At 58.7% G+C, this 24,955-nt stretch carries 26 protein-coding genes and 1 riboswitch; of the genes, 16 read left to right on the top strand and 10 right to left on the bottom strand.

What is annotated here, in order from left to right; translation table 11 throughout:
• Window positions 1-242 precede the first annotated feature (242 nt).
• The gene (locus GOX73_RS12990; protein ID WP_171134943.1) at window positions 243-863 is read left to right on the top strand and encodes a thermonuclease family protein; all 621 of its coding nucleotides are present in this window, start codon (window positions 243-245) and stop codon (window positions 861-863) included.
• 105 nt (window positions 864-968) lie between these two features.
• Here the strand turns inward: GOX73_RS12990 and GOX73_RS12985 are convergent, their stop codons facing one another.
• Window positions 969-1,250, bottom strand: a complete 282-nt coding sequence (locus GOX73_RS12985; protein ID WP_171134942.1) for a hypothetical protein — start codon at window positions 1,248-1,250, stop codon at window positions 969-971.
• Window positions 1,251-1,279: 29 nt separating this feature from the next.
• Window positions 1,280-1,693, bottom strand: a complete 414-nt coding sequence (locus GOX73_RS12980; RefSeq protein ID WP_171134941.1) for a hypothetical protein — start codon at window positions 1,691-1,693, stop codon at window positions 1,280-1,282.
• Between the two features lie 264 nt (window positions 1,694-1,957).
• On the opposite strand from GOX73_RS12980, the gene GOX73_RS12975 reads away from it, so the two are divergent.
• Window positions 1,958-2,509 carry a VOC family protein gene (locus GOX73_RS12975; protein ID WP_171134940.1) on the top strand — a complete coding sequence of 184 codons (552 nt, stop codon included), beginning with the start codon at window positions 1,958-1,960 and terminating at the stop codon, window positions 2,507-2,509.
• Window positions 2,510-2,928: 419 nt separating this feature from the next.
• Here GOX73_RS12975 and GOX73_RS12970 read toward each other — a convergent pair whose 3' ends face one another.
• The 5 genes from GOX73_RS12970 to GOX73_RS12950 all read right to left on the bottom strand — a co-directional run bounded on the left by GOX73_RS12970 (window position 2,929) and on the right by GOX73_RS12950 (window position 7,408).
• A complete protein-coding gene (locus GOX73_RS12970; RefSeq protein ID WP_171134939.1) occupies window positions 2,929-3,255 on the bottom strand; it encodes a hypothetical protein in 327 nt (108 codons plus the stop codon).
• 141 nt (window positions 3,256-3,396) lie between these two features.
• The gene (locus GOX73_RS12965; RefSeq protein ID WP_171134938.1) at window positions 3,397-4,074 is read right to left on the bottom strand and encodes a hypothetical protein; all 678 of its coding nucleotides are present in this window, start codon (window positions 4,072-4,074) and stop codon (window positions 3,397-3,399) included.
• A gap of 115 nt (window positions 4,075-4,189) precedes the next feature.
• A complete protein-coding gene (locus GOX73_RS12960; RefSeq protein ID WP_171134937.1) occupies window positions 4,190-4,864 on the bottom strand; it encodes a hypothetical protein in 675 nt (224 codons plus the stop codon).
• Window positions 4,865-4,875: 11 nt separating this feature from the next.
• On the bottom strand, window positions 4,876-5,820 hold the full coding sequence (locus tag GOX73_RS12955) for a hypothetical protein (RefSeq protein WP_171134936.1): 945 nt from the start codon (window positions 5,818-5,820) through the stop codon (window positions 4,876-4,878).
• A gap of 922 nt (window positions 5,821-6,742) precedes the next feature.
• A complete protein-coding gene (locus tag GOX73_RS12950) occupies window positions 6,743-7,408 on the bottom strand; it encodes a recombinase family protein (RefSeq protein WP_171134935.1) in 666 nt (221 codons plus the stop codon).
• A gap of 207 nt (window positions 7,409-7,615) precedes the next feature.
• On the opposite strand from GOX73_RS12950, the gene GOX73_RS12945 reads away from it, so the two are divergent.
• Window positions 7,616-7,777, top strand: coding sequence for a hypothetical protein (locus GOX73_RS12945; protein ID WP_171134934.1), 162 nt, complete (start codon window positions 7,616-7,618; stop codon window positions 7,775-7,777).
• Between the two features lie 587 nt (window positions 7,778-8,364).
• Here GOX73_RS12945 and GOX73_RS12940 read toward each other — a convergent pair.
• Together GOX73_RS12940 and GOX73_RS12935 are read right to left on the bottom strand one after the other, a co-directional pair.
• The gene (locus GOX73_RS12940) at window positions 8,365-9,129 is read right to left on the bottom strand and encodes a hypothetical protein (protein ID WP_171134933.1); all 765 of its coding nucleotides are present in this window, start codon (window positions 9,127-9,129) and stop codon (window positions 8,365-8,367) included.
• A 478-nt stretch (window positions 9,130-9,607) separates the two neighbouring features.
• Complete coding sequence (locus GOX73_RS12935) at window positions 9,608-10,564, bottom strand: NAD(P)-dependent oxidoreductase (protein ID WP_171125371.1); 957 nt, start codon at window positions 10,562-10,564, stop codon at window positions 9,608-9,610.
• Window positions 10,565-10,702: 138 nt separating this feature from the next.
• A riboswitch (cobalamin riboswitch) is annotated at window positions 10,703-10,912 on the top strand.
• 84 nt (window positions 10,913-10,996) lie between these two features.
• Here GOX73_RS12935 and GOX73_RS12930 point away from each other — a divergent pair.
• Genes GOX73_RS12930 through cobJ form a run of 7 tightly spaced genes read left to right on the top strand, consistent with a single transcriptional unit; the run spans window position 10,997 to window position 18,980 of the window.
• Entirely contained in the window at window positions 10,997-11,386 is a 390-nt protein-coding gene (locus tag GOX73_RS12930; protein ID WP_171125373.1) for a DUF1636 domain-containing protein, read from the top strand.
• Window positions 11,383-12,438 carry a cobalamin biosynthesis protein CobW gene (gene cobW, locus GOX73_RS12925; RefSeq protein WP_171125375.1) on the top strand — a complete coding sequence of 352 codons (1,056 nt, stop codon included), beginning with the start codon at window positions 11,383-11,385 and terminating at the stop codon, window positions 12,436-12,438. Before GOX73_RS12930 ends, cobW begins: the two co-directional genes overlap by 4 nt.
• A 3-nt stretch (window positions 12,439-12,441) precedes the next feature.
• Window positions 12,442-15,735 carry a cobaltochelatase subunit CobN gene (gene cobN / locus GOX73_RS12920; protein ID WP_171134932.1) on the top strand — a complete coding sequence of 1,098 codons (3,294 nt, stop codon included), beginning with the start codon at window positions 12,442-12,444 and terminating at the stop codon, window positions 15,733-15,735.
• Window positions 15,732-16,853 (top strand): cobalamin biosynthesis protein CobG, encoded by a 1,122-nt coding sequence (locus tag GOX73_RS12915; protein ID WP_171125379.1) that lies wholly within the window; start codon window positions 15,732-15,734, stop codon window positions 16,851-16,853. Before cobN ends, GOX73_RS12915 begins: the two co-directional genes overlap by 4 nt.
• Window positions 16,853-17,482, top strand: a complete 630-nt coding sequence (locus GOX73_RS12910) for a precorrin-8X methylmutase (RefSeq protein WP_171125381.1) — start codon at window positions 16,853-16,855, stop codon at window positions 17,480-17,482. Before GOX73_RS12915 ends, GOX73_RS12910 begins: the two co-directional genes overlap by 1 nt.
• Window positions 17,479-18,207 (top strand): precorrin-2 C(20)-methyltransferase, encoded by a 729-nt coding sequence (locus tag GOX73_RS12905; protein WP_171125384.1) that lies wholly within the window; start codon window positions 17,479-17,481, stop codon window positions 18,205-18,207. Before GOX73_RS12910 ends, GOX73_RS12905 begins: the two co-directional genes overlap by 4 nt.
• Window positions 18,204-18,980, top strand: coding sequence for a precorrin-3B C(17)-methyltransferase (cobJ, locus tag GOX73_RS12900; protein ID WP_171125386.1), 777 nt, complete (start codon window positions 18,204-18,206; stop codon window positions 18,978-18,980). The genes GOX73_RS12905 and cobJ overlap by 4 nt, the downstream gene beginning before the upstream one ends.
• Here the strand turns inward: cobJ and GOX73_RS12895 are convergent.
• A complete protein-coding gene (locus GOX73_RS12895; protein ID WP_171134931.1) occupies window positions 18,971-19,702 on the bottom strand; it encodes a cobalt-precorrin-6A reductase in 732 nt (243 codons plus the stop codon). The two genes, cobJ and GOX73_RS12895, sit on opposite strands and share 10 nt — an antisense overlap.
• On the opposite strand from GOX73_RS12895, the gene cbiE reads away from it, so the two are divergent.
• From cbiE to cobF, 6 genes are read left to right on the top strand one after another with little or no spacing between them, the layout of a single operon-like run.
• Complete coding sequence (gene cbiE / locus GOX73_RS12890) at window positions 19,701-20,900, top strand: precorrin-6y C5,15-methyltransferase (decarboxylating) subunit CbiE (protein ID WP_171125391.1); 1,200 nt, start codon at window positions 19,701-19,703, stop codon at window positions 20,898-20,900. The two genes, GOX73_RS12895 and cbiE, sit on opposite strands and share 2 nt — an antisense overlap.
• Window positions 20,897-21,265, top strand: coding sequence for a cobalamin biosynthesis protein (locus tag GOX73_RS12885; RefSeq protein WP_171125393.1), 369 nt, complete (start codon window positions 20,897-20,899; stop codon window positions 21,263-21,265). Before cbiE ends, GOX73_RS12885 begins: the two co-directional genes overlap by 4 nt.
• Window positions 21,262-22,056: a precorrin-4 C(11)-methyltransferase gene (gene cobM / locus GOX73_RS12880; RefSeq protein ID WP_171125395.1), complete on the top strand. Its 795-nt coding sequence runs from the start codon at window positions 21,262-21,264 to the stop codon at window positions 22,054-22,056. The genes GOX73_RS12885 and cobM overlap by 4 nt, the downstream gene beginning before the upstream one ends.
• Window positions 22,043-23,365, top strand: a complete 1,323-nt coding sequence (locus GOX73_RS12875) for a cobyrinate a,c-diamide synthase (protein ID WP_171125397.1) — start codon at window positions 22,043-22,045, stop codon at window positions 23,363-23,365. Before cobM ends, GOX73_RS12875 begins: the two co-directional genes overlap by 14 nt.
• Entirely contained in the window at window positions 23,362-24,090 is a 729-nt protein-coding gene (gene cobA, locus GOX73_RS12870) for a uroporphyrinogen-III C-methyltransferase (protein ID WP_171125399.1), read from the top strand. The genes GOX73_RS12875 and cobA overlap by 4 nt, the downstream gene beginning before the upstream one ends.
• Window positions 24,083-24,832, top strand: a complete 750-nt coding sequence (gene cobF / locus GOX73_RS12865; RefSeq protein ID WP_171125400.1) for a precorrin-6A synthase (deacetylating) — start codon at window positions 24,083-24,085, stop codon at window positions 24,830-24,832. Before cobA ends, cobF begins: the two co-directional genes overlap by 8 nt.
• Window positions 24,833-24,955: the final 123 nt, after the last annotated feature.

Here is a 24,955-nt window from a genome sequence, read left to right as displayed (position 1 = left end):
TAGCTCTAGAAGACGGGAAAAACATCAACCAATTGAAATTCCGATAGCTATTCTGGGAGTGGCCATGAGCATGGATCACATGCCTCGTTGTCACGCGCGTGAATTCCCTCAGCGGGGTAAATCCGTCACATCTCTCTGAGTGAATATGAGGTGTCCCTAGCGTATCAACCCGAACGTGTGCTTGGCTCGATCCTGATCCAGTGCGAAAAATTTGATTGACCTAACTCTTGGAGACCTAGCTCATGGAAATCTTGATAGTTTTGGGTTTGGTTTTGGCTGTTGCTGTGTATTTGGCAATTCGCAGTAACAGGCCAGTCGATACAACTACTCCGCCGAGTCAGTCAGGTGTGCATGAGAAACCTAGATTGACTACGAACCAACGGCAGCGCACGTCGCAGCCAGAGCGTTTTGATCCAGACCATACGGTCCCGAAACCCGACGTCACGATACTATCGGGTTCAGCCTACGTTGTAGATGGCGATACACTGGTCATTAAGAAAACACAGGTTCGTCTGTTTGGCGTCGATGCTCCCGAGATGAACCATCCCTATGGAAAAAAGGCGAAATGGGCGCTCGTTTCGCTTTGCAAGGGTCAAAAAATTAGGGCCGAAGTGACCGAGCAAGACACCCACGGACGGACTGTTGCAAAGTGCTACCTTGAGGATGGTCGTGATCTATCCGCTGAAATGGTCAAACTTGGTTTAGCGATAGACTGGCCAAAATTCTCCGGTGGACAGTACCGGTCTATGGAAAGGCCCGACGCTCGAAAGAAGCTATGGCTGGCAAACGCGCGGCAAAACGGACATATGGGGCTGTGGAAGCAATACGACGCGAAGCAGGCCGCTCGGAAAATGAACAACTGACAGTACACCCAAAGCCGTAGCTGATGTCGCGTAAGTAGGGGCGGCCAAGGGGGTCACCCTGAGCCGCTTGAAACCTGTGATTTGAGGTTTTGAGTTTGTCCGTCGTCACCTCAAACTCTCAGGCATGGCTAAGTTACGGCCACGCGCAATCGCGCGAACTTCGGCGCTCATGACCGTGTGGGCGTTGTTAAGGGCGCTTACTAAATCGGCCCGTTCCCAATGTCCGGGTTTAATCCACTGATCAGGATAAACCGCTTCGATCTGGCGGGCTTCTGCACGTACCTCACTGGCAACCTGCTTGATACCTGCCAGAATAGACAGGGTGCGCTGCCAGACCTCAGTGTCGTCGGTTAGTGGTCCCGGTGTGGGGTTGGTTTTGGATGTCATGGTTTCTGGGTCCTTTGATCTGAACGGCTTCACTGTGCCGCCGAGTTGAACATTGAGTGCTGCAGCAAGATCGACCGAGCATCCCGATAGAACTCAACCTTGGACAAGGTCGTCCCTTTCGACCGGAGCAACATGTCACGCCAGATCGGCAGTTGCGTATTGGGGTCGAGGGGATGGTCGGTCAGATGCTCGAGGGCGATCACTGCGGATTGATCGTAGCGATGCCGGGTGCGGCGACCTTGGAGACGCGCGAGCATCTCTTCGATCTTCCGGTCGATCACCTCTTCACGGCGTTTGCCGATAAGGGTCTCAGCCTTGGTCATCGGGGCGAATGCCTTGGCGATTGCGCCGAGGTCTGCCTTGTGCTGGCGGGTCCTTCCGTGCAGCGGAGTGTGTTTTTGGTAGTGACGTTTCGCGTCACCTATTGTCAGGGGATTTGCCATTTGGGGTGTCCTTTTCTGGAAGCCCTCAAAACCCCTAAAACAGCACTTCCTTACCGACCCCTGCGGAGGGTCGATTTTGGCTTCAGAAAAGCCAATGAAATCAATGGATCACCGAAGGTGTATTCTGGGGTCGAGGGTGTTCATGGGGAGGGTTTGCAGTAGTGCGGAAGCTGCAAGCTGAAATCGGGCGGTTGCTATCGTGGTTTGCTTGCGGACTTAATGGTTGGGTGAGACGCGAACTCATCAAAGGGGAGGAAACTCAACATGCGCAAATTGCAGGCACAGGGCATTCACCACATTACCCTGACAGGCGCAGACCGGCAGACATCAATAGATTTCTGGGAGGGTCTTCTCGGGTTTTCGCTTATTTTTGATCAACCAAACTTGGATGATCATTCACAGGGTCACTTGTACTTCGCTGCCGGTAACGGTCAGACGATCACGGTGTTCACCAATGAAGATCGAAAGCCGTCCGGCAGTTCACTCAATGATCAAGTCGGCGCAGTTCATCACCTAGCATTTGCGGTGTCCCGCTCGGTCCTTATGCAGGTTGAGGAGCGGTTGGATGAGAGAGGCATCACGCACACTCCAATCAAAGACCGAGGCTTCATGAACTCGATCTATTTCCACGACCCGCTGGGCTTGAGGATCGAACTTGCGAGTTACCGCTTTGAGCCACCCGAAGGTGCAACTCACGGTGACGTTCTGGCTGAAGCTCACAGGCTTCGCGTGGAACGCGGTGATCTGGCGATTGCCGATGTTCACCTAGCGGATGCCATCGAAAACATTGTCTCGGAGCGAACCCCGAGGATGTAGCTTTCTTTTGTTGTTCTTGGGCGTCATTAACCGCCTGTCGTCATCACTTCGTTGCGGTCGAGGCGGTCTTCGAGTTCGACCTCGGCGGCTTCGGACTGGTCATGCTGCAATAGGGTGAACATCTCGAGGCTCTTGTCGATCTCGAGGGGGACACCGAGTGTATCCGCGAGTTTCTGATAGAGAGCTTCGAGGGCGTCACGCTGGGCAGTCGTGAGGGTCTCAGAGAACTTGCCGGTCTCCCGGTCTCGCCCCCCACTACGCCAATCTGGATGTGGCTTCTGGTGAAATTCTCTCGACCGACTGCGCCGCGCGTCAGGGGGTGTCTACAGAGTTCGACCGTACCATCGACCAGCACCAAAAAGTGCCAGCCAATACCGAAACGACCAGTCTTGGCGTGTTCGACGTCGATGATCGCTGCGTCAATTCGCGGATCGGCTGGGTGGTGGGTGTATCTGACGAAGATGCCAGTGGTTTTCTCTCGTTGCACCGTGGGGAACATCGTTGTTCGTAGGTACGTCGCCGCGCGTCGGATCTTGAGCATTGGTTGTTCGTTCTGTTTTCACTCGCGCATCCCACGCTTCGAGTTGACTCATGGTTAACCTGCCGTCGCCGGTGGGAGACCAACCGTTTTCGATGAGATCAACGGTGGCATAGAAGTGATCGGGATCGGCGCAGGAACGGGGCTGGATACGGTTGAGGACCCGATCAATGTCGGTGTCCCAAACCATTTCGGTTAAATCGGTCATGTTCTTGTCATTCGTTCTTTCGACCCCGACAGGTGAACCAAAGTTATCCTCGCAGCCGCCCTCAGGCGAACTGGTCTGGGCTGGGTGTCGAACCTGCCGGGGTCGTGGTTGGTGACGGTAGCGAGCCATCACCAGACAAAGTCAGTGACCAAGCTGTTCACGGATGTGCTGCACGAACTCAGTCCAAGTGATGCCATCAGCACGGCCCGCTGCTCGATCAACGGCGAACTGGCGGACCACGCGGTCCACGCCGGGATTTGTGGCTGACGCCTGTTTCAGGAAATCGAAGCCATCAGGTCCGAGTTCCTGCATCGCGCTCTGGGTTGCGGCCTCAGTGATCGTGCTTTGGACATTCGCGAACATCGCGCGGGTGTCGCCATCCACGTCTAGTTCTGATACCGACCCATCAGCCAGACCACGCATGGTTTCAATGACCTCATCGACTGACATTCCAGACATAGCAATCTGACCGAACGCTGTTTCATACGTCTTGGCTTCTTCCATTGTCATGATGCTGTCATCGAGTGAGGCGTTCAGACCGTCGATCACGGAGTCGAACTCTGCATGGCCTGTGTCGCTACCTTTGGGTTCTTCGAGCGTCTCGACTACCACAGAACTATGTTCCTGCGCTGCCCTCTGAGCCGCGCCAATCGACAGGCCTTCATCAAAGACGGCGTTGAGCAATCCAAGTTCTTTAGCCTGGGCGACCTTCATTGACATCCCTTGTACGTTGATCACGTCGCTGTCTTTGAGATCGCTTTGTGAGTGAACATCGCGCTGCGTGTTCTTGGTGTCGCGGACGGTGACGCCCCCGCTCACGTAGTCTGCACTTGAAGCATATGATTTGGAGGATGGCATTGTTTGTGCGGTGGCATCGCCGCCACCGAGGGTTACTCTTTCAACCATGTTTCTTGTGTCCTTTGGAATGGGTTGGTTATCGAAGACCGAGTTCGATCTCGGCCAACTCTTGCGGTGTTGGTGGGTTTGGGTTTTCGATTAGGGGCAGGCTAGTGATCGCCTTGTCCTCATCGAGAGACATCAGGTGGACGGGGCATAGTTGAGCCAGTGCGTCCAGCGCGTAGCCTTTTAGCCGGAGGCGGATAAACGCCATAGCCAGACGCAGCTTGGTTTCCTCGTTGATCTCGCGCTCGTGGAGTTGGGATAAAGATGAGACCTGCCCATCGCGGCTTACAAGCTCGAGCCATGCTACGCCGACCGCGCTTTTCTTGACCTTGGTGGCCATCTTTCGTGTCCATTTCGGCCTTGCGTTGCTGCGTTCATCGAGTTTTGCCTCGAGGATCGCGACCTTGTTCTTCCATCGAGCGAGCGTCTCTTCAGCCTTGATAGCCTCGCGTTGTTCATGGGTGAGTTCGGCCTGCCCAATCCCATGAGCTTCGGCACAGGAAGAACAGTTGTATTCATCGCCGAACGGAGCCGGGAACTTCACACCGCACGAGATGCAAGACTTGTAGTTGATCCTGCGGTTCTCAGAGATGCACCGGTCGCACCTCGATGCTTTTGGCTTGTGAGTTTCATGTTCTTCACCGCAGGCGTGGCAGGTCTTGAGGTACATCTGCCGAGGTGGCTTCTTGGGTTTCGATCTTTGCATCGCGACGGTCCTTATGTCTTCGCAAACAGCCAGCTTGGGTCTGGCATCGAGGGTGCTTTCAGTACCGCGTTGGGTTTGGGTGGGGGTGACGGTCGGGGTGTCAGATCAGAGACGGGGTCGAGGCCCTCAGGCCATTCACCGGAGATTAGACCAGAGGAACGACGGATTGCCTTGTGGTATCGAAAGGGTATCTTCGAGGACCTCGGGAGAACATGATCGAACAAACTGTCACCGAGGAAATCTGTGCGCATCGACCGAATGGGAACAGAGACCGGTGGATGTGCATCACCAGAGGCGAGGAGGCGACCGTAGGAGGTCACAATGAAGGCTCGCAGGTCTCCATCAGATCGACGCAGACCGAGTCTCTCGGCTGCTCTCAGGGCGTGTGTACCAACAATGGCAAAGTCGGCGTAACTCAGGCGATACTTCGAGTATTGGACATCGCCGGTCAGCACCTCATCCTTGCGACCGGGCGGGGCACACAGACCTTGGCGACCCATGAACGTGCCACCTGAGAGATAGACGTTGTAACGGTGGCCGGTGCCAAGGAACTCTCGTGCGAGTGAGTAGTGAACAAACGCTCTGACGATAACCGAGGCGTTCGGCTCATATCGCCTACCGACCAGCAAGTGTTGTAATCGTTCCCTTGCCCGACCATGTCGCAGCGCAGCCATGCGGTAAGCCGGGCGACCATCCCAATCACCGATGCGATGCCGCGTACCTCGGGTTAACCGGACCGCCTCAGCGACCTCTGATGGTGTCGGTTTGGTCTGCCTCAAGACCGACCGGGCAACAGCGTTGATCGCACCGCCAGCGACGAAGCCACCCAGTGGAACCCCTCGGTTCTCGACGACCAACCGACACCGGGAACACAGGCCCCATCGCTGAGGTGGACGCTGGGTGTACTCATTGGCAGGCAATGGGTTGTCGCATGTAGCTGAGGCACAGGTGATCATGATGGCCTCCTTGGGTTGTGCGTTGGATGCTTACGCTGGGATTACTGAGGACGCCCCCGAAGCCAGTCACCACAACAGCCGAGGGCGTCCCCACCAACCCACCCATGTGCCAAGCTGACAAAGGCAACATGGGCGAGGTGAAACGATAAAAGGTCTCATACATCGACCCGTCAGTGACGACAGGGATGCGCGTGAGACCTGAACCGGCATCGACCAAGGACCAGGGTCGAAGCGGTATAGGAATAAGGATTGATGGTCACAGTCGTTGGTTGATTATCGGTGGTGGACAGTCACCGGAGGTACACAGACGGGGAACCTTGAAGCCTTGAGAGGAACCTGATCGTGTAACTAAAGGTAAATCTTTTGGTTTCTGTGTCTCATAAGTCAGCACTAATTCTAACCCACTGATTTATCACGAGATGTACCTAGCGTGTCATCGACCGTTAATTGACCATCATCGACCATCAAAACAGAGGAGATACCGAGGTGAACCTGAGGTGTACTCTAGGCGATAACTAGAGGTGTAACTTTTGGTATCTGTATTCTTATGGGGAGGGAGAATAGGTTTGAGCAACAACGCTGAGGTTATGCCGGTCGTTGAGCCGAACCTTGAGGTATAGCTTTCGTTTCTTCTGTCTCATGAGGGAGCTGCAATCCAGAACCCCCCTGTTTCGTTGGGTTTCTGGCACCCGATCCAAACCCGCACCAAACGCAAAAGAGGGGTGTCTATCAGAAATAGTCCCCTCTCGATCTCTCATCTGTCGTGGGGGCTTCCGAGCCTCGGCCAGATGAACACCAGCCGAGACGTTTTGGGTTAATTCAGGGGGGAGGGAGAAACCCATAGACCTGCAGCTTCCTACCCTTAGTTTCCGAACCCAGAATGCTGCAGTGGAAGAAGAACAAGCGAAAAGCGAGAGGAGAACTAAGTGTTCAACTCCAACCTCTCGATGATCCGTTTCACCTGAGCGGCACTCCAAGCACCACCTCGCGCAGTTGCCACGCCAGCCTTATCAAGCTCCTCAGCGATCGCCCGTAATGACCTCCCTGCGTCTCTCAGGGGTAGCACTAGGCCCCGCACCTTCTCAGCCCTTGCAACAGCGTTGGCCCTTACAGCTTCGTTCCGTTTCATTGTAGCATCACGCATACCACCGAGCTTCTGACCTCGGGCCTTGGCGGCCTGCAGCGCAGCCTTGGTGCGCTTGGATATGAACTCACGTTCCTGTTCCGCCAATGCCGCGTAGACATGCAGTTGGAACTTGTCTGCATGAGGCATCGAAGCGACACGCAGAGACAGCTTCTTGTCATCCATCAGCGTTGCAATGAAAGATACCTTGCGCGAAAGACGGTCCAACTTAGCGACCAGCAACTCGGCCCCTGCCTGCTTCGCTAGGGTGATCGCCTTGGTCAACTGAGGGCGCTCATTGTTTGTCCCGCTCAGGACGTCTGTGAACTCTCCTATGACCTCGAAGGGTTCGTCTGAGTAGTTAGCCAGGAACAAGTCTATGTCCCGTGTCTGGGCCTCTAGGCCAAGCCCAGAGCGCCCCTGTTCGGTCGTGGATACTCGTCGATAGGTAACGTACTGCTTCATTGATCGGCCTTCCTATGATGGCTCAATTCAAGCAGATAGGAGGCTTCGTTGCAATCGTCAAGGAAGGTTGTGAGTGTTACGGATTTGCTAAAACCAATGCGATTTCCGATTTTGGGACATAGAAACGCCAAATTACACTGCCACTTTGATACGGCTGAGGGCGTGAGAAGTAGTCAGCGTATGCAGAAGATGAGGAAAACTACCGCAATGAATAATACTGATAAAGCACAGGCTTGGTTGATGGCGATAGTCGGGCTGGTGTGCCTCTATGCATCCGGACAAATGGGCGCTGGCTATACCGCTCTTGCTAGTGCTGCCTGTGCATGGGGCATTGGATTTAAGTGGGGGCGCAACTATCGCGACATCTAAGGAGGTAACGCCTGAATTTGGCGCGTGGCTAGAGTGAATGGTGTGACCGGGGGCCATCCTGATGCTTTTTCGCGGATATCTCGAGGCCCCACGGGGGGAACGGGGGAAGGATCGCGTATTTATAACCTACTCAGATTTTTGGTTCGAAACTCAAACTGCCTCAGTATCGGACCCAGCAGTCAGTATTGTTCTGATGTGTTAAGAGATAACGCTTCCACAATTTTCATCGCCAAACCCGATGGCCCCCAGCGAAACCAGATGTAACATTTGGACCAGATCAGCAAGTTATCGCATAGCGAGCTTTAAGCTCCTTGGTCCAAGTGTTGAATAGCCCGCTTCGAAAAAGAACCAGCTGTCTTGCCACTTGTTGCACGTTGTAAACCTCATAGGGACCTAGCTTAGCTGTTGAAGTGCTAAAGGCATGAGCCGTCAGATAATTCCGAAGATACTCGCAAGAATTGATGGCATCCGGAAATGATATCTCAATGTCTCTGATCCCCTCGCCGTCACTACCTTGCGCAGGGCTATCTCGCACTGGATGAACCTGCACTTCACTCTGCACGCCTCTTACGACCCAGTCGTAAGTCCTAGATGGATCGACACCAACCAGACTTAGACGGTTTTTCCAAGTCTGAAAGAACCTTGGGGTTCCATTCGAAGCTATCCTTGTCCAACCAACGAGGTTTTTTTGGACCAGATTTCACATCTAGACCGAGCTCCTGAATCGCTGAATACGCAAGATTAATTGCAGTCGAAGTTCCTACATGCGAAGCGTGACTTGGTGAGTGTTTCTCGAAGGTTTGCCCTTGGCTTGGATGCATTGACCAAGGCGATACGCTTTCGGTGATTATGCTGTCTGCGAGCTTATGAATCGCATATATCGTGCTCCTGTCGGTCCATGCTTTCGCTGCTAGTGCCAATGCAGTAGGCATGACATCGCGATGAGTGAATTTCTCAAAATATCCCTTCTTACGAAACACGTTTTCAAAGATTTCCTCGCGCTTTTGAGCGTCATCGGCAAGCTCAAAGCAACCGGATGGAGGATTGTATTTGTTAGGAAAGCCTTCAAGTATCAGAATAGCAGCGAATATTAGCAGAACTGTATTATCGATGTCAGCGTAGTCACCTTCCAACAACAGAAGTTTACCAAGTTCTTCTCCTTCGCGAATCTCATCCGTCCTGGCGCAGGTCTCAGGGTGCAAAGATTCGAACAACGCCTTTCCAGCAAATCGATATCGCCCTGATGGGTCATCGATCAATTCGGCGAGCCAACCTACTTCTTCACAAATAGCAAGAACCAAATCAGCGTCATCAGGATGGAAAACCAGAAAACTACAATACGTCGGCATCAAGGCGCAGTCCTAATTGATTCAATGCATCAATACGATGTGATCGTCTGTTTGAAAACTCAATCGGAGATGGTGCGGTAGCTTCAGTGTTGCGTGAAGCCTGACTTCAGCCGGTCACAACATCCTAGACCGCGAGAACAGGCGCTTGGATACAAACGAACCAAAGCGGAGGATATAAGGCGGATATTCAGGAGGATACACTTCCATTAAGCAATTGGTTTACAACAAATTTATTCGCCGCCTTCCAATCCGGTACTCGCCTCCATTTTATTCTAAATCATCGACTTAGCTCTGTGGTGCTCGAGTTTAGCACGTAGGCAATAGTGCCCTCCCCGCGCCTAAGCCCATCAAGAAATGGCATTTTTGTTCCCGTAGGCCTTACCCTGCTTCTGTTGCTAGAAAAGCGATCCTGCCCACAGGAGGACCGCTGCGCGCCCGGTGGACAAGCGCGCGGTGGCAAGGTGACGGACTTCATGAATAACTAAACGGCGTTGCGACCCTGAGGGACGACCTCGTACCCTGGCTCTTCGGGTTCATCGTCTTCCATCTCGGGCGGAAACCCTGGGGCGCTGACATCCAGCCCAGTCGCATCCTCCAGGCGCCGGATGATGTTCGGCGAAAGCTCCCGCTCTCCGTAACGTGCGATGGCGTCGTCAAAAATGCGGATCATCAGCGGGTTCATTTCAAGCGGAACACCGGCGCGGTCTGCCACCTCCTGAAACAGACCGATGTCCTTTTTCACAAGGTCCATTGTGAATGAGATATCCCGCGATCCGTTCAAAATGACCTGGCTTTCTGTCTCATGGACAAAGGATGTACCCGAAGAGATCTTGATGGCCTCATACGTGGTATTCAGGTCCATACCGGCAGCCTTGGCGGTAACCAATGCTTCGGCGCAGGTGATCAGATTCGCCGTGGCCAGATAGTTTGTCAGGACCTTCAGCACCGAGGCCGAGCCGAGATCACCGGTGTGCAGGATGCGCCGGCCCATTGTCGTCAGAAATGGCAGGATACGCTCAAAGGTATCCCGGTCACAGCCCGCAAAGATCGAGATGTTACCCGTCGCAGCGCGGTGGCACCCGCCCGACACAGGGCAATCAACCGCTGCGCCCCCGCGCTCGATAACAAGGGCACCTAGCCGTTTGACCTCGGCCTCGTCGGTGGTCGACATCTCCATCCAGATCTTGCCGGTAAGGACATTGGGCAGCATCTCTTGCATCACCGCATCCGACGCGGCGGGTGATGGCAGGCAGGTAATGACGGCATCGCTGTCGCGCATCAACTGCGCAGGGCTTTCGGCGGCCTTTGCACCCTGCGCAACAAATTCAGCCACCAGATCGGGATTAAGATCATGCACGGTCAGGTCGATCCCGTTGCGAAGCAAGGATCCCGATAGTTTTCCACCCACATTGCCCAGCCCGATAAAGCCTACCTTCATGCGACATACCTCTCTTGTTTAGGACATGGCAGCATGACGCTTGCCCCCAAGTCATGCCGCCCAGCGACGCTGTCAGGTCGCTTTTTCACTCTGGTAGCGCAGATATCTGCGAGTCGCTTGACAATCCCCTGCCGGGTGCCGCATGTCCGATCCGTTGGTGTCCATCTGAGGATGGATGAAAAGGGAATGTGTCAGCGGATCTTCCGTGAAACACAGCCGCCCCCGCGACCGTGACCGGAGAGGGTGCCCAAAGCCACTGGCCAAAAAGGTCGGGAAGGCGGGACATCTGACAGGGCTATGCCCCGATATCCGCAAGCCGGGAGACCTGCCAACGCCCGAAGATGTAACCGGACGGGGTGTTCCGGTGTCGGGTCCATGTCGCAACGCGTGGCCCGCATGAGACCCCGTCCCCCACAAAGAGGATTTGGGGGGATGAGAGACGTGACCGAAACTGCACCAGTCGAGCTGCTGGTCTGCACCACCTGTCGCCGAGGACTACCCGTCGACGACGACGCGCAGCGGCCCGGCGCATTGCTGCACAAAGCCCTTGAACAGGCCACGCTGCCAGAGGGCGTTGTCCTGAAAGCCGTAGAATGCCTGTCGAATTGTGATCAGGGCTGTTCCATCGTTCTACGCGGTGGGCCCGAACGCTGGACGTTCGTGTATGAGCACCTGAATGAAAGCGACCATGTCGAAACCATCGTCGAAGGTGCGACCAAGTACCTTGCGACCGAAGACGGCTTAGTCAAATGGCGCGAACGCCCCGAACATTTCCGCAAAAACTGCGCGGCCCGCATTCCCCCGATTGGAGCCCAGAAATGAGCAACTTGGAAAAACTCCCCGTCACCGTGATCACCGGCTTTTTGGGCTCGGGCAAAACAACTTTGGTTAAGCACCTGATGCAGAACCCGCAGGGCAAACGTCTGGCCGTGGTGGTCAATGAGTTCGGCGATGTTGGCGTCGATGGCGACATCCTGAAATCCTGCTCGATCCCGGATTGCCCGGCAGAGAACATCATGGAACTGGCGAACGGCTGCATCTGCTGCACCGTGGCCGACGACTTCATCCCGACCATCGAAGCTCTGATGGCGCTTGAGCCGCGTCCCGATCACATCCTGATCGAAACATCTGGCCTCGCCCTGCCCAAGCCGCTGCTGAAGGCGTTCGACTGGCCCGATATCCGTTCGAAAATCACCGTCGATGGCGTGATCGCGCTGGCCGATGCCGAGGCTGTGGCTGCCGGTCGCTTTGCGCCGAATGTCGAGGCCGTGGACGCTCAGCGTCTGGCCGATGACTCGATCGACCATGAAACGCCCCTGTCCGAGGTGTTTGAGGATCAGATTTCCTGCGCCGACATCATCCTGCTGACCAAGCCGGATCTGGCCGGTCCCGAAGGCGTCGCCAAAGCGCGCGAGATCATCGCCGCCGAGTCCCCTCGCCCGCTGCCTGTGGTTGAGGTTGCCGAAGGTGCCGTGGACGTCCGTGTTGTGTTAGGACTTGAAGCGGCTGCCGAGGATGACATGGATGCGCGCCCCAGCCATCATGACGGTCACGACGACCACGAACATGACGATTTCGAAAGCATCATCGTCGAACTGCCCGAACAGGCCGACCCGGCCGATCTGGTGGCCAAAATCGAACGTCTGGCGTCTGAACTGAACATCCTGCGCGTCAAAGGCTATGCCGCCGTTCAAGGCAAACCGATGCGCCTGCTGGTGCAGGCCGTGGGCGCGCGCGTGCGTCATCAGTATGATCGCCTTTGGGAACCGGATGAGGCGCGCCGCTCGCGGTTGGTCGTCATCGCCGAGCATGACGATATAAAGGAAGCTGAAATCCGTGATATCCTTGTGGGTGTGAAAGAGGCCGCCGAGTAAATCATGCACGTCGTCTTCCGCGAAAGCCACGGGCTCGAGGAATCCGAGACCCCGACCGATCTGGGCCAAAGCCCGGCGGATTTGGTGGTGCTGTCTTTTTCCGACAGCGACCTTGGCGCTTTTGCGGCGGGCTGGCATCGTGGCGGAGGCCCTGAGGGGCGGATGCCGACCCTGCGGCTGGCCAATCTGACGGCGCTGAAACATCCTCTGTCCGTTGACACCTATGTGGAGCAGACGTTGGAGGGTGCCAAGGGTATCCTGATCCGCCTGATTGGCGGGGTGCCCTATTGGGCCTATGGCTTGCAACAGGTTCTGGCGCTGGCGCAGGCCAAAGGAATTGCTGTGGCCGTGCTGCCCGCCGATGGGCGCGAGGATACGCGGCTGGATGACTATTCCACCCTGCCCGTCTCGACCCTGCGGCGCTTGGCACATCTGTGCGACACGGGGGGCGAGGTCGCAGCACAAGCCGCTTTGGCGCAGATGGCGCTGGCAGCGGGGTTGTATGCGGGTCCGGTGATGGGGGCCAAGACCATCCCCGACTGCGGTGTTTGGTGCCCGGATCGCGGCGTGATCCCGGCAGAACAGGCGTTTTCCGGCCATGCGAAACGCGTTGTGGTCAGTTTCTACCGCGCCTATCTCACATCCGCAGACACCGCCCCCGTGGCGGCCCTGATCCGCAGCCTGCGTGCGCGCGGGTTTCAGGCTGTGGGCCTGTTCGCCCCCTCGTTGAAAGCCCCCGCCGCCGCCGACTGGCTGCGCGACACCATCGTATCGCTTTCTCCGTCGGCGATCCTCAACGCCACGTCTTTCTCGGGAAAGGGCGCCTCTGGTACCTCGCCCTTGGACGCAGCGAATGTCCCCGTGTTTCAGGTCGCGCTGGCCACCTCGCGCCGCAAAGCCTGGGCCGAGGCGGAACGAGGTCTGTCCCCCGCCGACCTTGCCATGCATGTCGTTCTGCCCGAGGTGGACGGGCGGATCAACGCAGGCATCGCCTCGTTCAAGGAACCGGGCAAGCGTGATCCGCATCTGGAATATTCCCGCTTTGCCCACCGGGCCGAGGAGGAACGGATCGAAGCTATCCTTGACCGCGTCACCGGCTGGCTGAATCTGCAGGACAAACCCAAATCCGATCGGTTGCCTGCGCTGGTGTTGTCCACCTATCCCGGCAAAGACTGGCAGATGGCCCATGCGGTTGGTCTGGACGCGCTGGCCTCGGCCGAGGCGATGCTGCGTGACCTTCGGGCCGAGGGCTACGATACCGCGCCCGCCGAACCAATTGCCGATACGCTTCTGGACGCGCGCATTTCATGGCCACTGACTGAGTATCAAACCGCACTGGCGGACCTGCCCGAACAACTGCGCACCGACCTGCAAACGGTCTGGGGCGCACCCGAGGATGATCCCGCCTGCACTGACGGCGCATTCCACTTCACCGCCCTGCGCCGGGGCAAAGCTCTGGTCGCGCTGCAACCCGAACGCGGCACGCCGGAACTGCGCGATGACGACTACCACGATCTGTCGCGCACCCCGCGCCACAGCTATGTCGCGTTTTACCTGTGGCTGCGCAAAAGCCTTGGCGCCGATGCGCTGATCCATATCGGCGCACATGGCACGCTGGAATGGCTGCCGGGCAAGTCGGTCGCCCTGTCGGACAAATGCTGGCCCGAGGTTCTGATCCGCGATCTTCCGGTGATCTACCCGTTCATCGTCAACGACCCCGGCGAGGCCGCGCAGGCCAAACGCCGGATCGGCGCGGTTACGCTGGGCCACATCCCACCCGCGCTGAAGGAAAGCGGCACACCCGACCGGATGGTGCGGCTGGAATCCCTGTTGGACGAATTCTCGAACGCCGACGGTCTGGACCCCAAGCGCCGTGACCGGCTACAAGAGGATATCCGGGATGAGGCGCAGGCCATCGGGTTGGAAAGCGATCTAGGGTTGGATCAGGCCACCTGCACCGCCGAGGCAATCACCCGCATCGACCGCTTTGTCTGCGACATCAAGGAAAGCCAGTTTGGCGACGGTCTGCACATCTTCGGCCGCGTGCCAGAAATCACTGGCGGTTTCGATCCCGCGCCCTCGGCCCAATCTGAACGAAGCGCTCTGATCGACGCGCTGGCCGGAAAGCGGATCGAAGCTGGGCCGTCCGGTTCGCCTTATCGCGGGCGCTCGGACGTGCTGCCTACGGGCCGAAACCTCTATACCACCGACCCGCGTTCGGTCCCGACCCGCGCGGCTTATGCGCAGGGCGTCAAACTGGCCGAGGAGCTTGTGCGGCGACATTTGCAAGAGGAAGGCGATTACCCAAAAGGCCTAATCGTTGACCTTTGGGGGTCAGCCACCATGCGCACGGCGGGTGAGGAATTCGCCATGGCGCTGCATCTGCTGGGCGTCAAACCGGTCTGGGACAAGGGCTCGGAACGGGTCTCTGGTATCGAGGTTCTGCCAATCACCGACCTCAGCCGTCCGCGTCTGGATGTGACATTGCGGGTCTCGGGCCTGTTCCGCGACGTGTTCCCGACGCTTTCGGCGCTGTACGGTCAGGCGGTGCGGGCGTTGTCGGCGCGGGACGAGGCCGCTGACTGGAACCCTTATGCCGGTCACGAACCCGCCGCCCGCGTCTATGGCCCCGCGCCTGGCAGCTATGGCGTGAACATGACGCAATTGTCGGAAATCTACACCGACGAAGCGCGCGCGCAGGCGGGCGAGGCATGGCTGGACGCCAGTTCCTACGCGCTGGAAGGCGAGCATATTGCGCAAGACAAGGACGGCATCACCCAGCGCGTCGCCAAAGCCGACAGCTTTGTTCACCTACAGGACCTGACGGAAACCGACCTGCTGCTGGCCAATGACTACGCCACGCACGAGGCCGGGTTCGCCGCCGCCAAGAAGATTACCGGCGGCACGGCGCAGCTCTATCATCTGGACAATACCAACCCCGACACCCCCCGAGCGCGGACCCTGCCCGAGGAAATCAGCCGCGTCGTCCATGCCCGCGCCGCCAATCCGGGCTGGATCGCCGGGATGCAACGCCACGGATTCCGTGGCGCAGCCGAGATCGCAGCGACACTGGATCATATGGCCTCATTCGCGCATCTATCTGGCACGGTCGCACCGCATCTGTTCGACCTCTACCACGATGCCACGCTGGGCAACGAAGACGTCGACGCCTTTCTGGCCGAGGCCAACCCAAAGGCGCATCAGGCCATGCAGGACCGGTTCCGCGCCTTAATGGAGGCCGGGCTTTGGAACACGCGGCGAAACTCGATCCGCGCCGATCTGGAGGGGCTGCGATGAGCGCGCCCATCGTCCAGGGCTGGTGCCCCGGCGCGCATCGACCGATGATGTCGGGCGATGGGCTGGTGGTGCGGGTGCGGCCTCGGCTGGCCCGTCTGGATGCCACGCAGGCCATGGGCCTGTGTGATCTGGCCGAGCGTTTCGGCAATGGCACCATCGACCTGACCAACCGCGCTAACCTGCAGCTGCGGGGCGTGGCCGAGGCGGATCATCAATCCCTGCTAACCGAACTGGCCGCGCTGAACCTGCTGGACGCCGAGCCGGGTATCGAGGTGCGCCGCAACATTCTGGTCTCGCCCCTGTATCAAGCTGGCGACATGACCGCCCGGCTGACACAGGAACTGATTGACCGGTTGGCGGAGTTGCCCGCCCTGCCCGCCAAATTCGGCTTTGCCATCGACACCGGACCTGAGCGCCTGCTGGCAGGTGATTCCGCTGATATCCGGTTGGAAATCGGTCCGGAAGGCATGATCCTGCGCGCCGATGGGGCCGAGACCGGGCGTCTGGTCCAAGGCTCCGAAGCCATCGACCATCTGATCGCCCTAGCCGCATGGTTCTCCCAAACCTACTCGCCCGAAAGCAGGCGCATGGCCCGCGTGGTCTCGAACTTGCCGCCGGAGTGGCAAGGGTCAACACCGGGCCCAGTGGGCACCCCGCTGCAACCCGGGCCCTGCGATCAGGGAACGCTCTATGGTGCAGCCTTTGGGCAACTGCCTACACGCGCCCTGAAACACCTGATCGCGCAAAGCGGGGCCCAAGCTCTGCGTGTCACCCCATGGCGGGTGGTCCTGCTGGAAGGCGGGGCGGCGATACCCGCTCCAGCCTTTGTCACGGACGGCACCGATCCTTTGATGACCACCGACGCGTGCCCCGGCGCGCCATTCTGCCCGCAAGCGCAAGTGGAAACCCGTGATATCGCCCGCGCTTTGGCAGCGCGCGTACCGGGCAACCTGCATGTCTCGGGCTGTTCCAAGGGATGCGCGCGGATGGGCCCTGCCGATGTGACTCTGATCGGGAATGCTGGGCGTTTTGATCTTGTAAATCGAGGCCGAGCGGGGGATGAGCCCTGCCAGACCGGCCTGACCGTAGAAACACTGATGAATATGGACTTCACCTGATGCCTTACACTTACGAAACCGATGGCGCGGCGATCTACAAGGAAAGCTTTGCCACCATCCGGTCCGAGGCCGATCTTGCACGTTTTGACAGCGATGAAGAGCAGGTCGCCGTCCGCATGATCCACGCAGCAGGCATGGTGGGGCTGGAAGAGTTCGTGCATTTCTCGCCCGGTTTTGTCGCCACCGCACGCGTAGCACTGGAGGCTGGCGCACCGATCCTGTGTGACGCGCGCATGGTCAGCGAAGGTGTGACCCGGTTCCGCCTGCCTGCCGACAACGAGGTGATCTGCACTCTGCATGACGACCGCGTGCGCCCGCTTGCCGCCGAGATGAGCAACACGCGCTCGGCCGCCGCGCTGGAGCTGTGGCGCCCGCATCTGGACGGAGCTGTGGTCGCCATTGGCAACGCACCCACCGCGCTGTTCCACCTGCTGAACATGCTAGAAGACCCCGAGTGTCCTCGCCCAGCCGCTATCATTGGCTGTCCCGTGGGCTTTGTCGGTGCGGTTGAATCCAAGGACGCCCTGTGGGAGGCGCAACCCGTCCCCTCGTGCATCGTTAAGGGGCGTCTGGGCGGCAGCGCCATCACCGTCGCCGCCGTTAACGCCATCGCGAGCCGCGCCGAATGACAGCGGGCAAAATATACGGCGTTGGCCTTGGCCCCGGCGACCCGGACCTGATGAGCGTCCGGGCCGACCGCCTGCTGCGCAACGCGCGACATGTGGCGTTTTTCCGCAAGCCCGGTCGCAGCGGGCAGGCACGCAAGATCGTCAACGGGATGATCCCAGAAAACGCCGTGGAATTTCCGATGGAATACCCGGTAACGACCGAAATCCCCTTAAGTGATCCGCGCTATAACGAAATGCTGTCGGCCTTCTATGAAGGCTGCGCCGCGCATTTGAAATCCCTGACGGAACAAGGCGAGGATGTCGTGGTTCTGTGTGAAGGAGATCCTTTTTTCTATGGATCTTTCATGCATCTTTACAACCGCTTGCGAACCAAAGCTGACGTGGAAGTCGTGCCCGCAATTACCGGAATGTCCGGCGCGTGGACGGCCACGGGTGACCCGATCACATGGGGCGACGACGTATTGACCGTGTTGGTTGGCACGCTGCCCGAAGACGATCTGGCGCAGCGCATGGCGTATACCGATGCTTTGGTGGTCATGAAGATCGGTCGCAACATTGACAAGGTGAAGCGGGCGCTCAGGACGGCAGGAATGTATGACAGGGCTTGGATCGTCGAATTTGCGCAGATGCCCAACCAGAAAGTGATGAAATTGTCCGAAGCTGAGGACAAGGTCACGCCTTACTTCTCGATCATCATTGTACACGGACAAGGGCGGCGACCATGAGCGGCTGGGTCAAAATTGCTGGACTCGGCCCCGGCAACGAAGGACTTGTGACACCCGAAGTTACGGCTGCACTGGATGAGGCGACGGATGTTGTCGGCTACATCCCCTATGTCGCGCGCGTCGCCGAACGCGCCGGCCTGACCCTGCACGCCAGTGACAACCGGGTCGAGATCGACCGCTCGCAGCATGCGTTGCAATTGGCAGCGGAAGGTAAGCGCGTGGTCGTGGTATCCTCGGGCGATCCCGGCGTTTTCGCGATGGCAGCCGCAGTGTTTGAAGCGTTGGAGAATGGGCCGGAGGAATGGCGCAATCTCCAGATAGACGTTCTACCCGGGATCACAGCGATGCTAGCGGCTGCGGCGCGGGCGGGCGCACCGCTGGGTCATGACTTTTGCACGATCAACCTGAGCGACAACCTAAAACCGTGGTGGCTGATTGAAAAACGTCTGCGTCTGGCTGCACAGGCGGATTTCTCGATGGCGTTTTACAATCCACGCTCAAAGTCTCGTCCCGAAGGCTTTGTAAAAACGCTGGAAATTCTGCGTGACGAATGCGAACCCGAACGGTTAATTCTGTTTGCCCGCGCCGTATCCCGCGCAGATGAGGCGATCCGAGTTTCGACTTTGGCCGAAGCAACGCCGGACATGGCCGATATGCAAACCGTCGTTCTGGTCGGTTCCTCGCGAACACGCCTGATCGAGCGGGACGGAACACCCATCATCTACACGCCGCGCTTTACCCCGGACGAGGATCAGGCCGAGGTTCAGGAATGATCCAACCAGTCCAGAACCTGAGCAACGCTCGTCAGTTCTGTTCTTTGCGGCAGGACCGGCCGGTCGATCATCAAGACCGGCACGCCCAAAGATCGGGCAGCGTCCAGTTTGGCGCTTGCCCCGGTTCCGCCAGCGTTCTTAGAGACAACCAACTTGGTCCCGTGCCTTTGCATCAGCGCGCGGTCGTCCGCTTCGGCGAAAGGCCCGCGATCCACGACAATCTCGCAATTCGGCAGGGGCAGCGCGCCGGGCGCGTCCACCAGCCGCAACAGATAATGATGCTGGGGCTGTGCGGCAAAGTCCTTAAGGTGCATACGTCCAACCGCCAGGAAAATGCGGCGAGGGTCGCCAGACAACGCCGCAACCGCCGCCGCAATGTCCGGAACGTGGCGCCAATCGTCACCGGCTTGTGCTGCCCAGGGGGGACGGGTCAGCGCAGCGAGCTTAGTTTGTGCAACCGCGCTGGCCTCAATCGCGTTTCGGCTCATCTGGGTGGCAAACGGGTGGGTTGCATCGACAATGTGGGTTATTTCGTTGTCATAAATGTAAGCAACCAGCCCATCAACGCCGCCAAAACCGCCAACCCGCACCGGCAAGGGTTGCGGACGCGGCTTGTCCACGCGGCCAGCATAGGAATAGATCGCGGGCATCCCCAGATCCGCTGTGGCTTGAGCCAATGCATTCGCTTCGGTTGTACCACCAAGAATCAGGAGGTTAGGCATGTCTGATACTCCGTGGTTGACCGTTTTGGGCTTGGGTGAAGATGGACTGGATGGCCTTTCGCCTGCAATCCGTCAAGTGCTGGAACAGGCCGAAGTTATCATGGGCCCACCACGCCATCTTGCATTGATACCCCAAGGCAAGGCCGAACGGATCGAATGGCCTGTCCCATTTTCCGACGGCCTGCCTATCCTGAGCGGTTTGAGGGGGCGCAAGACCGTGGTTTTGGCCTCCGGCGATCCCTTCTGGTTCGGCGCAGGCTCGGTGATTGCCCGCAATTTTGAGGCCGGTGAGTGGACGGCTCTGCCCGGGCGATCGACGTTTTCACTGGCCGCTGCGCGCTTGGGTTGGCCGCTCGAAGGGACTCAGACCTTCGGCTTGCACGCCGCGCCCCTGACGCGATTGCGCCCCCATTTGGCAGCGGGGCTTCGTGCGATACTTCTGCTGCGCAACGGGGCTGCGGTCGCAGAGCTGGCGCAGTATCTGACCGAAACCGGATTTGCCGACACCCGGCTTCACGTGATGGAGGCTTTGGGCGGCCCCCGAGAGCGATCCCACAGCTTGACTCTGACCGAAGCCTTGCAAGGCGGTTTCGACCACCCCGTTTGCGTTGCACTAGACGTGGCGGGACACGGCAACGCCATTCCCAAGGCCTCTGGCAAACCCGATGAGATTTTTGAAACCGACGGCCAAATTACAAAACGGCCCATTCGCGCATTGACCCTGTCTGCCCTCGCCCCTCAGAGAGGGGAGCACCTTTGGGATATCGGAGGCGGCACTGGCTCGATCGGTATCGAATGGCTGATGTGTGATCCGACGCTAAGCGCCACCACCATCGAACCGCGCAAGGACCGCGCCGACCGCATTCGGCGCAACGCGGACGCGTTGGGGCAAGACCGGCTGGAGGTAGTGCATGGTACTGCACCTGAAGCCTTGGCCGCGCTCCCAAAGCCCGACGCTGTTTTCATCGGTGGCGGCCTGAGCACCGCCCTTCTGGAATGGATCAGTGAAACACTGCCGGCAGGGACGCGGTTGGTGGCAAACGCCGTGACATTGGAAAGCGAGGCAATGCTGACCCAATGGCACGAGAAGCTGGGCGGTGAGTTGTTGCGGATTGAATTGGCGCAGGCTTCGGCTTTGGGCCCTCGCCGCGGGTGGAAGTCATCCTACCCGGTCGTCCAGTGGAGCGTGACGCTATGATTGTCGCGGGCCTCGGTTTTTCGTCATCTGCGACGGTTGAAAGCCTGCGGGCTGCCTATGAAGCGGCAACCATAGGTCACAACGTTTCAGCCTTGGCGACGGCCAGCGACAAAAAGGGGCATCCGGCCTTAGCGGCCTTTGCGGACGCACTGGCCCTGCCCTTGCGCTATGTGGCGGCCGGTGAACTGGCCGGACAACGCACCCTGACATGCTCGAACCGCAGCCGTGCCACATATGGCACTGGCAGCGTATCCGAAGCATCCGCCCTTGCGGCCGCCGGGCCTCAGGCCCGGTTGCTTTCCCCCAGACACATATCGGACGACCGGCTAGCGACCTGCGCCATAGCCATCGGAGGAAAATCATGACCGTTCATTTCATCGGTGCCGGACCCGGTGCCGCCGACCTGCTGACCCTGCGCGGACGCGATATCATCGCGTCCTGCCCAGTGTGCCTGTACGCGGGCTCGCTGGTGCCCGAGGAAATCCTTGGCCACTGCCCCGAAGGGGCGCAAATCATCAATACTGCCCCCATGGATCTGGATCAGATCATGGCCGAGATCGAGGCTGCGCACAAAGCAGGCCACGACGTTGCGCGCCTGCATTCCGGCGACCTGTCGGTCTGGTCGGCCATGGGCGAGCAAATTCGCAGGCTGAAAGAGATGGGGATCCCCGTCAGCGTCACGCCGGGCGTGCCCTCGTTCGCGGCGGCAGCGGCAGCGCTGGGGACCGAACTGACGCTGCCCGGGCTTGCGCAATCAGTGGTTCTGACCCGGACACCGGGCCGTGCGTCCTCGATGCCCGAAGGCGAGACCCTGGAAAACTTTGCCCGCACAGGCGCAACGCTGGCCATTCACCTGTCGATCGGCAATCTGGACAAGGTGATCGCCGACCTGACCCCGGCCTACGGTGCAGATTGCCCCGTCGCCGTTGTTTATCGCGCAAGCTGGCCGGATGAACGCATCATCCGCGCGACGCTGGAAACGCTGAAAGATGCGCTGGACGAAAGTATCTCGCGCACGGCGCTGATCATGGTTGGCCCCGCATTGGCGGGCGAAGGGTTTGACGAAAGCTGCCTGTATTCAAAGGATTACGACCGCCGCTATCGCCCGCAAAGCGCGGATAGCCCGTGGTCAAGCTGGAGCCATGGCGATGACTAACCCTCCGGGCCTGTTGATCTCCGCACCGTCTTCGGGGACTGGGAAAACGACAGTCATGCTGGGGCTTCTAAGGGCGCTGGCCGAAGATGGGCTGACGGTGCAGCCGTTCAAAAGCGGGCCGGATTATATCGACCCGGCCTTCCACAGGGCAGCAGCCGGGCGCGCCTCGTTCAATCTTGATAGCTGGGCGATGGGAGAGCCGCTTTTGACCGCGATTTCCGCGCAAGCTGAGGGCGCGGATATCGTCGTCGCCGAGGGGTCGATGGGCCTGTTCGACGGTGTCGCCAAACCCGGTGAGCTTGGGCATGGCTCAAGCGCGGAAACCGCGCAGCGGATGGGTTGGCCCGTCGTGTTGGTGCTGGATGTTGGAGGGCAGGCTCAATCAGCCGCTGCAACGGCGCTGGGATTTCGGATGTACAATCCCGATCTTCCCTTTGCAGGCGTAATCCTGAACCGATGCGCCAGCCCACGTCACGAACGTTTGACGCGGCTGGGCATGGAGCGCGCCGGATTGCCTGTTCTGGGCGTTTTGCCGCGCCGGGGCGACCTGACGCTTCCTGAACGGCATCTGGGCCTGATTCAGGCTGTTGAACATCCTGACCTTGAAAGCGCAATCGTCGGATATGCCGCGTTCCTTCGGGAACACGTGGATCTTGAGGCCATCAAGAATGCGGCTTCCTCAGGCCCCAAGAGGCCATCGTCATCCGCGCTGCCGCGGCCTCCTGCGCAGCGGATCGCGCTGGCACGGGACGCGGCGTTTTCTTTTACCTATCCGCACTTGCTGGAAGGGTGGCGCGCCGCCGGGGCGGAAATTCTGCCCTTTTCACCACTTGCGGACGAACCGCCCGCACCCGACGCGGATCTGGTCTGGTTGCCGGGCGGTTATCCCGAGCTTCACGCGGGCACACTGGCCGCTGCTGCAACATTTCTGTCCGGCCTGCGTAAACACGCGGAAACCAAGCCCGTTCACGGTGAATGCGGAGGTTACATGGCCTTGGGAGAAGCCCTTGTCGACAAGGATGGCACCCGGCATCAGATGGCAGGGTTGCTGGGACTGGTCACGTCCTATGAGAAACGCAAGTTCAACCTTGGGTACCGCCGGGCAGAACTGTTGGCCCCAATGCCCGGCTATGACGCCAAGACACCGCTGAGGGGGCATGAGTTCCATTATTCATCCATTCTCGAGCAGCCAGATGCGCCATTGGCACGCGTATTCGACGCTGAAGGGGCTGAAGGACCGCAAACCGGGTCGGTACGCGGCAACGTAACCGGCACGTTCTTTCACCTGATCGCGGAAGCCTCGGCATGAGCGGGTTTGTCTCATTCATAGGCTCGGGGCCCGGTGATCCGGAACTGTTGACGCTGAAGGCTGTGGACAGAATGCAAAAGGCTGACGCCGTGCTGTTTGACGATCTCAGCAGCGGTCCGATCCTGTCTCATGCGCGGGACGACGCCGATCTGGTGGGTGTCGGCAAACGGGCCGGACGTCCGTCGCCCAAACAGGATCACGTCAGCCGATTGCTGGTCGACTACGCAAATACCGGTGCGCGTGTGGTGCGTTTGAAATCGGGCGATGGAGGCTTATTCGGACGGCTCGAGGAAGAGCTTGTCGCCCTGCAAGAAGCCGGCATCGAGTACGAAATCATACCCGGAATTCCATCGGCTGTTGCCGCTGCGGCGGCGGCCGGTATCCCTCTAACCCGGCGACTGACCGCCCGGCGTGTGCAATTTGTGACGGGCCACGATGTCAGCGGAAAACTTCCTGACAATCTGAACCTGCCCGCATTGGCCGACCCAGGCGCAACCACTGTTGTTTTCATGGGCAAGCGAACTTTTCCCCTTCTGGTCAAAGCGTTGCACGATCATGGCTTACCATTGGAAACCCCTGCTTTGATGGCTGAATCCGTATCTACACCCGACCAAAAATTTCACCGATCATCGGTCGGCGCACTGTCCGAGAAGTTAGCGGCAGAAATCGGCACAGCCCCAGCCCTGATCCTTTATGGTCCGTTGGCAGAGTTTGACGATGTTTGACCTGACCCTGATCGGCATCGGCTCGGGTAACCCGGACCACGTGACCTTTCAAGGCGCGCAGGCCATTCGGGCGGCTGACTTGATCCTGATTCCGAAAAAAGGCGAGAACAAAGCCGATCTTGCCGGGCTGCGCGAAGAAATCATCAATGCAGTAACGGACACACCGCCGCAAATCGCGTATTTTGACATCCCCAAACGCCGCTCGGAAGACGGGTATCTACAGGGCGTCGACGAGTGGCATGACGCTATCGCCCAGCGCTGGCGCGATGCGATTTCCGCCCATCCTGGCGCGCGCCACGTTGCGTTGCTGATCTGGGGTGACCCGTCATTATATGACAGTTCTCTCAGGATCGCGTCACGGCTGAACCCTTACCCCGAGACCCGTGTCATACCGGGCATTACTGCTTTGCAGGCCCTGACTGCGGCTCATGCCATCCCGATCAACAACCTTGGTGCGCCATATGTTGTCACAACCGGACGGCGCATTCGGGATGAAGGATGGCCACAGGATGCGTCGACAGTCGCGGTTATGCTGGACGGGGAATGCTCATTCCAGCACCTGTCGATGGCGGATTACGACATCTGGTGGGGCGCTTACGTCGGCATGACCGAGGAAATCCTGATCAAAGGGGCTTTGGCAAAGGTCGCCCAGCAGATTGTGGACACACGCGCCACCGCCCGGGCGGATCATGGCTGGATCATGGACGTCTATTTGTTGAAAAAGCGCGAAGACCAAGGCTAGTCCCCAGTCTTGGTTCTTACCTACAATGCTGTGATCCCTTAGGTTCTGAACTGTTAATCCGTTTGGAATGCGCGCAGTATTGCGACCGAAGCCTGTTCTATTTCTTGCAAGACGCGTTCGGGT

This window comes from Ruegeria sp. HKCCD7221 (assembly GCF_013031225.1).
Taxonomy (GTDB): domain Bacteria; phylum Pseudomonadota; class Alphaproteobacteria; order Rhodobacterales; family Rhodobacteraceae; genus Ruegeria.
Note: the sequence above shows the minus strand (reverse complement) of the source record. Positions and strands in the feature narration are given on the sequence as shown.

Excerpts from the sequence above, each read along its gene's own strand:
- cobW (WP_171125375.1), top strand. The coding sequence starts at position 11,383 with ATGAGCAACTTGGAAAAACTCCCCGTCACCGTGATCACCGGCTTTTTG.
- GOX73_RS12875 (WP_171125397.1), top strand. The coding sequence starts at position 22,043 with ATGGCGATGACTAACCCTCCGGGCCTGTTGATCTCCGCACCGTCTTCG.
- GOX73_RS12970 (WP_171134939.1), bottom strand. The coding sequence starts at position 3,255 with ATGACCGATTTAACCGAAATGGTTTGGGACACCGACATTGATCGGGTC.
- GOX73_RS12885 (WP_171125393.1), top strand. The coding sequence starts at position 20,897 with ATGATTGTCGCGGGCCTCGGTTTTTCGTCATCTGCGACGGTTGAAAGC.
- cobA (WP_171125399.1), top strand. The coding sequence starts at position 23,362 with ATGAGCGGGTTTGTCTCATTCATAGGCTCGGGGCCCGGTGATCCGGAA.
- cobM (WP_171125395.1), top strand. The coding sequence starts at position 21,262 with ATGACCGTTCATTTCATCGGTGCCGGACCCGGTGCCGCCGACCTGCTG.
- GOX73_RS12895 (WP_171134931.1), bottom strand. The coding sequence starts at position 19,702 with ATGCCTAACCTCCTGATTCTTGGTGGTACAACCGAAGCGAATGCATTG.
- cbiE (WP_171125391.1), top strand. The coding sequence starts at position 19,701 with ATGTCTGATACTCCGTGGTTGACCGTTTTGGGCTTGGGTGAAGATGGA.
- GOX73_RS12990 (WP_171134943.1), top strand. The coding sequence starts at position 243 with ATGGAAATCTTGATAGTTTTGGGTTTGGTTTTGGCTGTTGCTGTGTAT.
- cobF (WP_171125400.1), top strand. The coding sequence starts at position 24,083 with ATGTTTGACCTGACCCTGATCGGCATCGGCTCGGGTAACCCGGACCAC.
- GOX73_RS12980 (WP_171134941.1), bottom strand. The coding sequence starts at position 1,693 with ATGGCAAATCCCCTGACAATAGGTGACGCGAAACGTCACTACCAAAAA.
- GOX73_RS12950 (WP_171134935.1), bottom strand. The coding sequence starts at position 7,408 with ATGAAGCAGTACGTTACCTATCGACGAGTATCCACGACCGAACAGGGG.
- GOX73_RS12910 (WP_171125381.1), top strand. The coding sequence starts at position 16,853 with ATGCCTTACACTTACGAAACCGATGGCGCGGCGATCTACAAGGAAAGC.
- GOX73_RS12905 (WP_171125384.1), top strand. The coding sequence starts at position 17,479 with ATGACAGCGGGCAAAATATACGGCGTTGGCCTTGGCCCCGGCGACCCG.
- GOX73_RS12915 (WP_171125379.1), top strand. The coding sequence starts at position 15,732 with ATGAGCGCGCCCATCGTCCAGGGCTGGTGCCCCGGCGCGCATCGACCG.
- GOX73_RS12945 (WP_171134934.1), top strand. The coding sequence starts at position 7,616 with ATGAATAATACTGATAAAGCACAGGCTTGGTTGATGGCGATAGTCGGG.
- GOX73_RS12930 (WP_171125373.1), top strand. The coding sequence starts at position 10,997 with ATGAGAGACGTGACCGAAACTGCACCAGTCGAGCTGCTGGTCTGCACC.
- GOX73_RS12985 (WP_171134942.1), bottom strand. The coding sequence starts at position 1,250 with ATGACATCCAAAACCAACCCCACACCGGGACCACTAACCGACGACACT.
- cobJ (WP_171125386.1), top strand. The coding sequence starts at position 18,204 with ATGAGCGGCTGGGTCAAAATTGCTGGACTCGGCCCCGGCAACGAAGGA.
- GOX73_RS12960 (WP_171134937.1), bottom strand. The coding sequence starts at position 4,864 with ATGCAAAGATCGAAACCCAAGAAGCCACCTCGGCAGATGTACCTCAAG.
- GOX73_RS12935 (WP_171125371.1), bottom strand. The coding sequence starts at position 10,564 with ATGAAGGTAGGCTTTATCGGGCTGGGCAATGTGGGTGGAAAACTATCG.
- GOX73_RS12975 (WP_171134940.1), top strand. The coding sequence starts at position 1,958 with ATGCGCAAATTGCAGGCACAGGGCATTCACCACATTACCCTGACAGGC.
- GOX73_RS12955 (WP_171134936.1), bottom strand. The coding sequence starts at position 5,820 with ATGATCACCTGTGCCTCAGCTACATGCGACAACCCATTGCCTGCCAAT.
- cobN (WP_171134932.1), top strand. The coding sequence starts at position 12,442 with ATGCACGTCGTCTTCCGCGAAAGCCACGGGCTCGAGGAATCCGAGACC.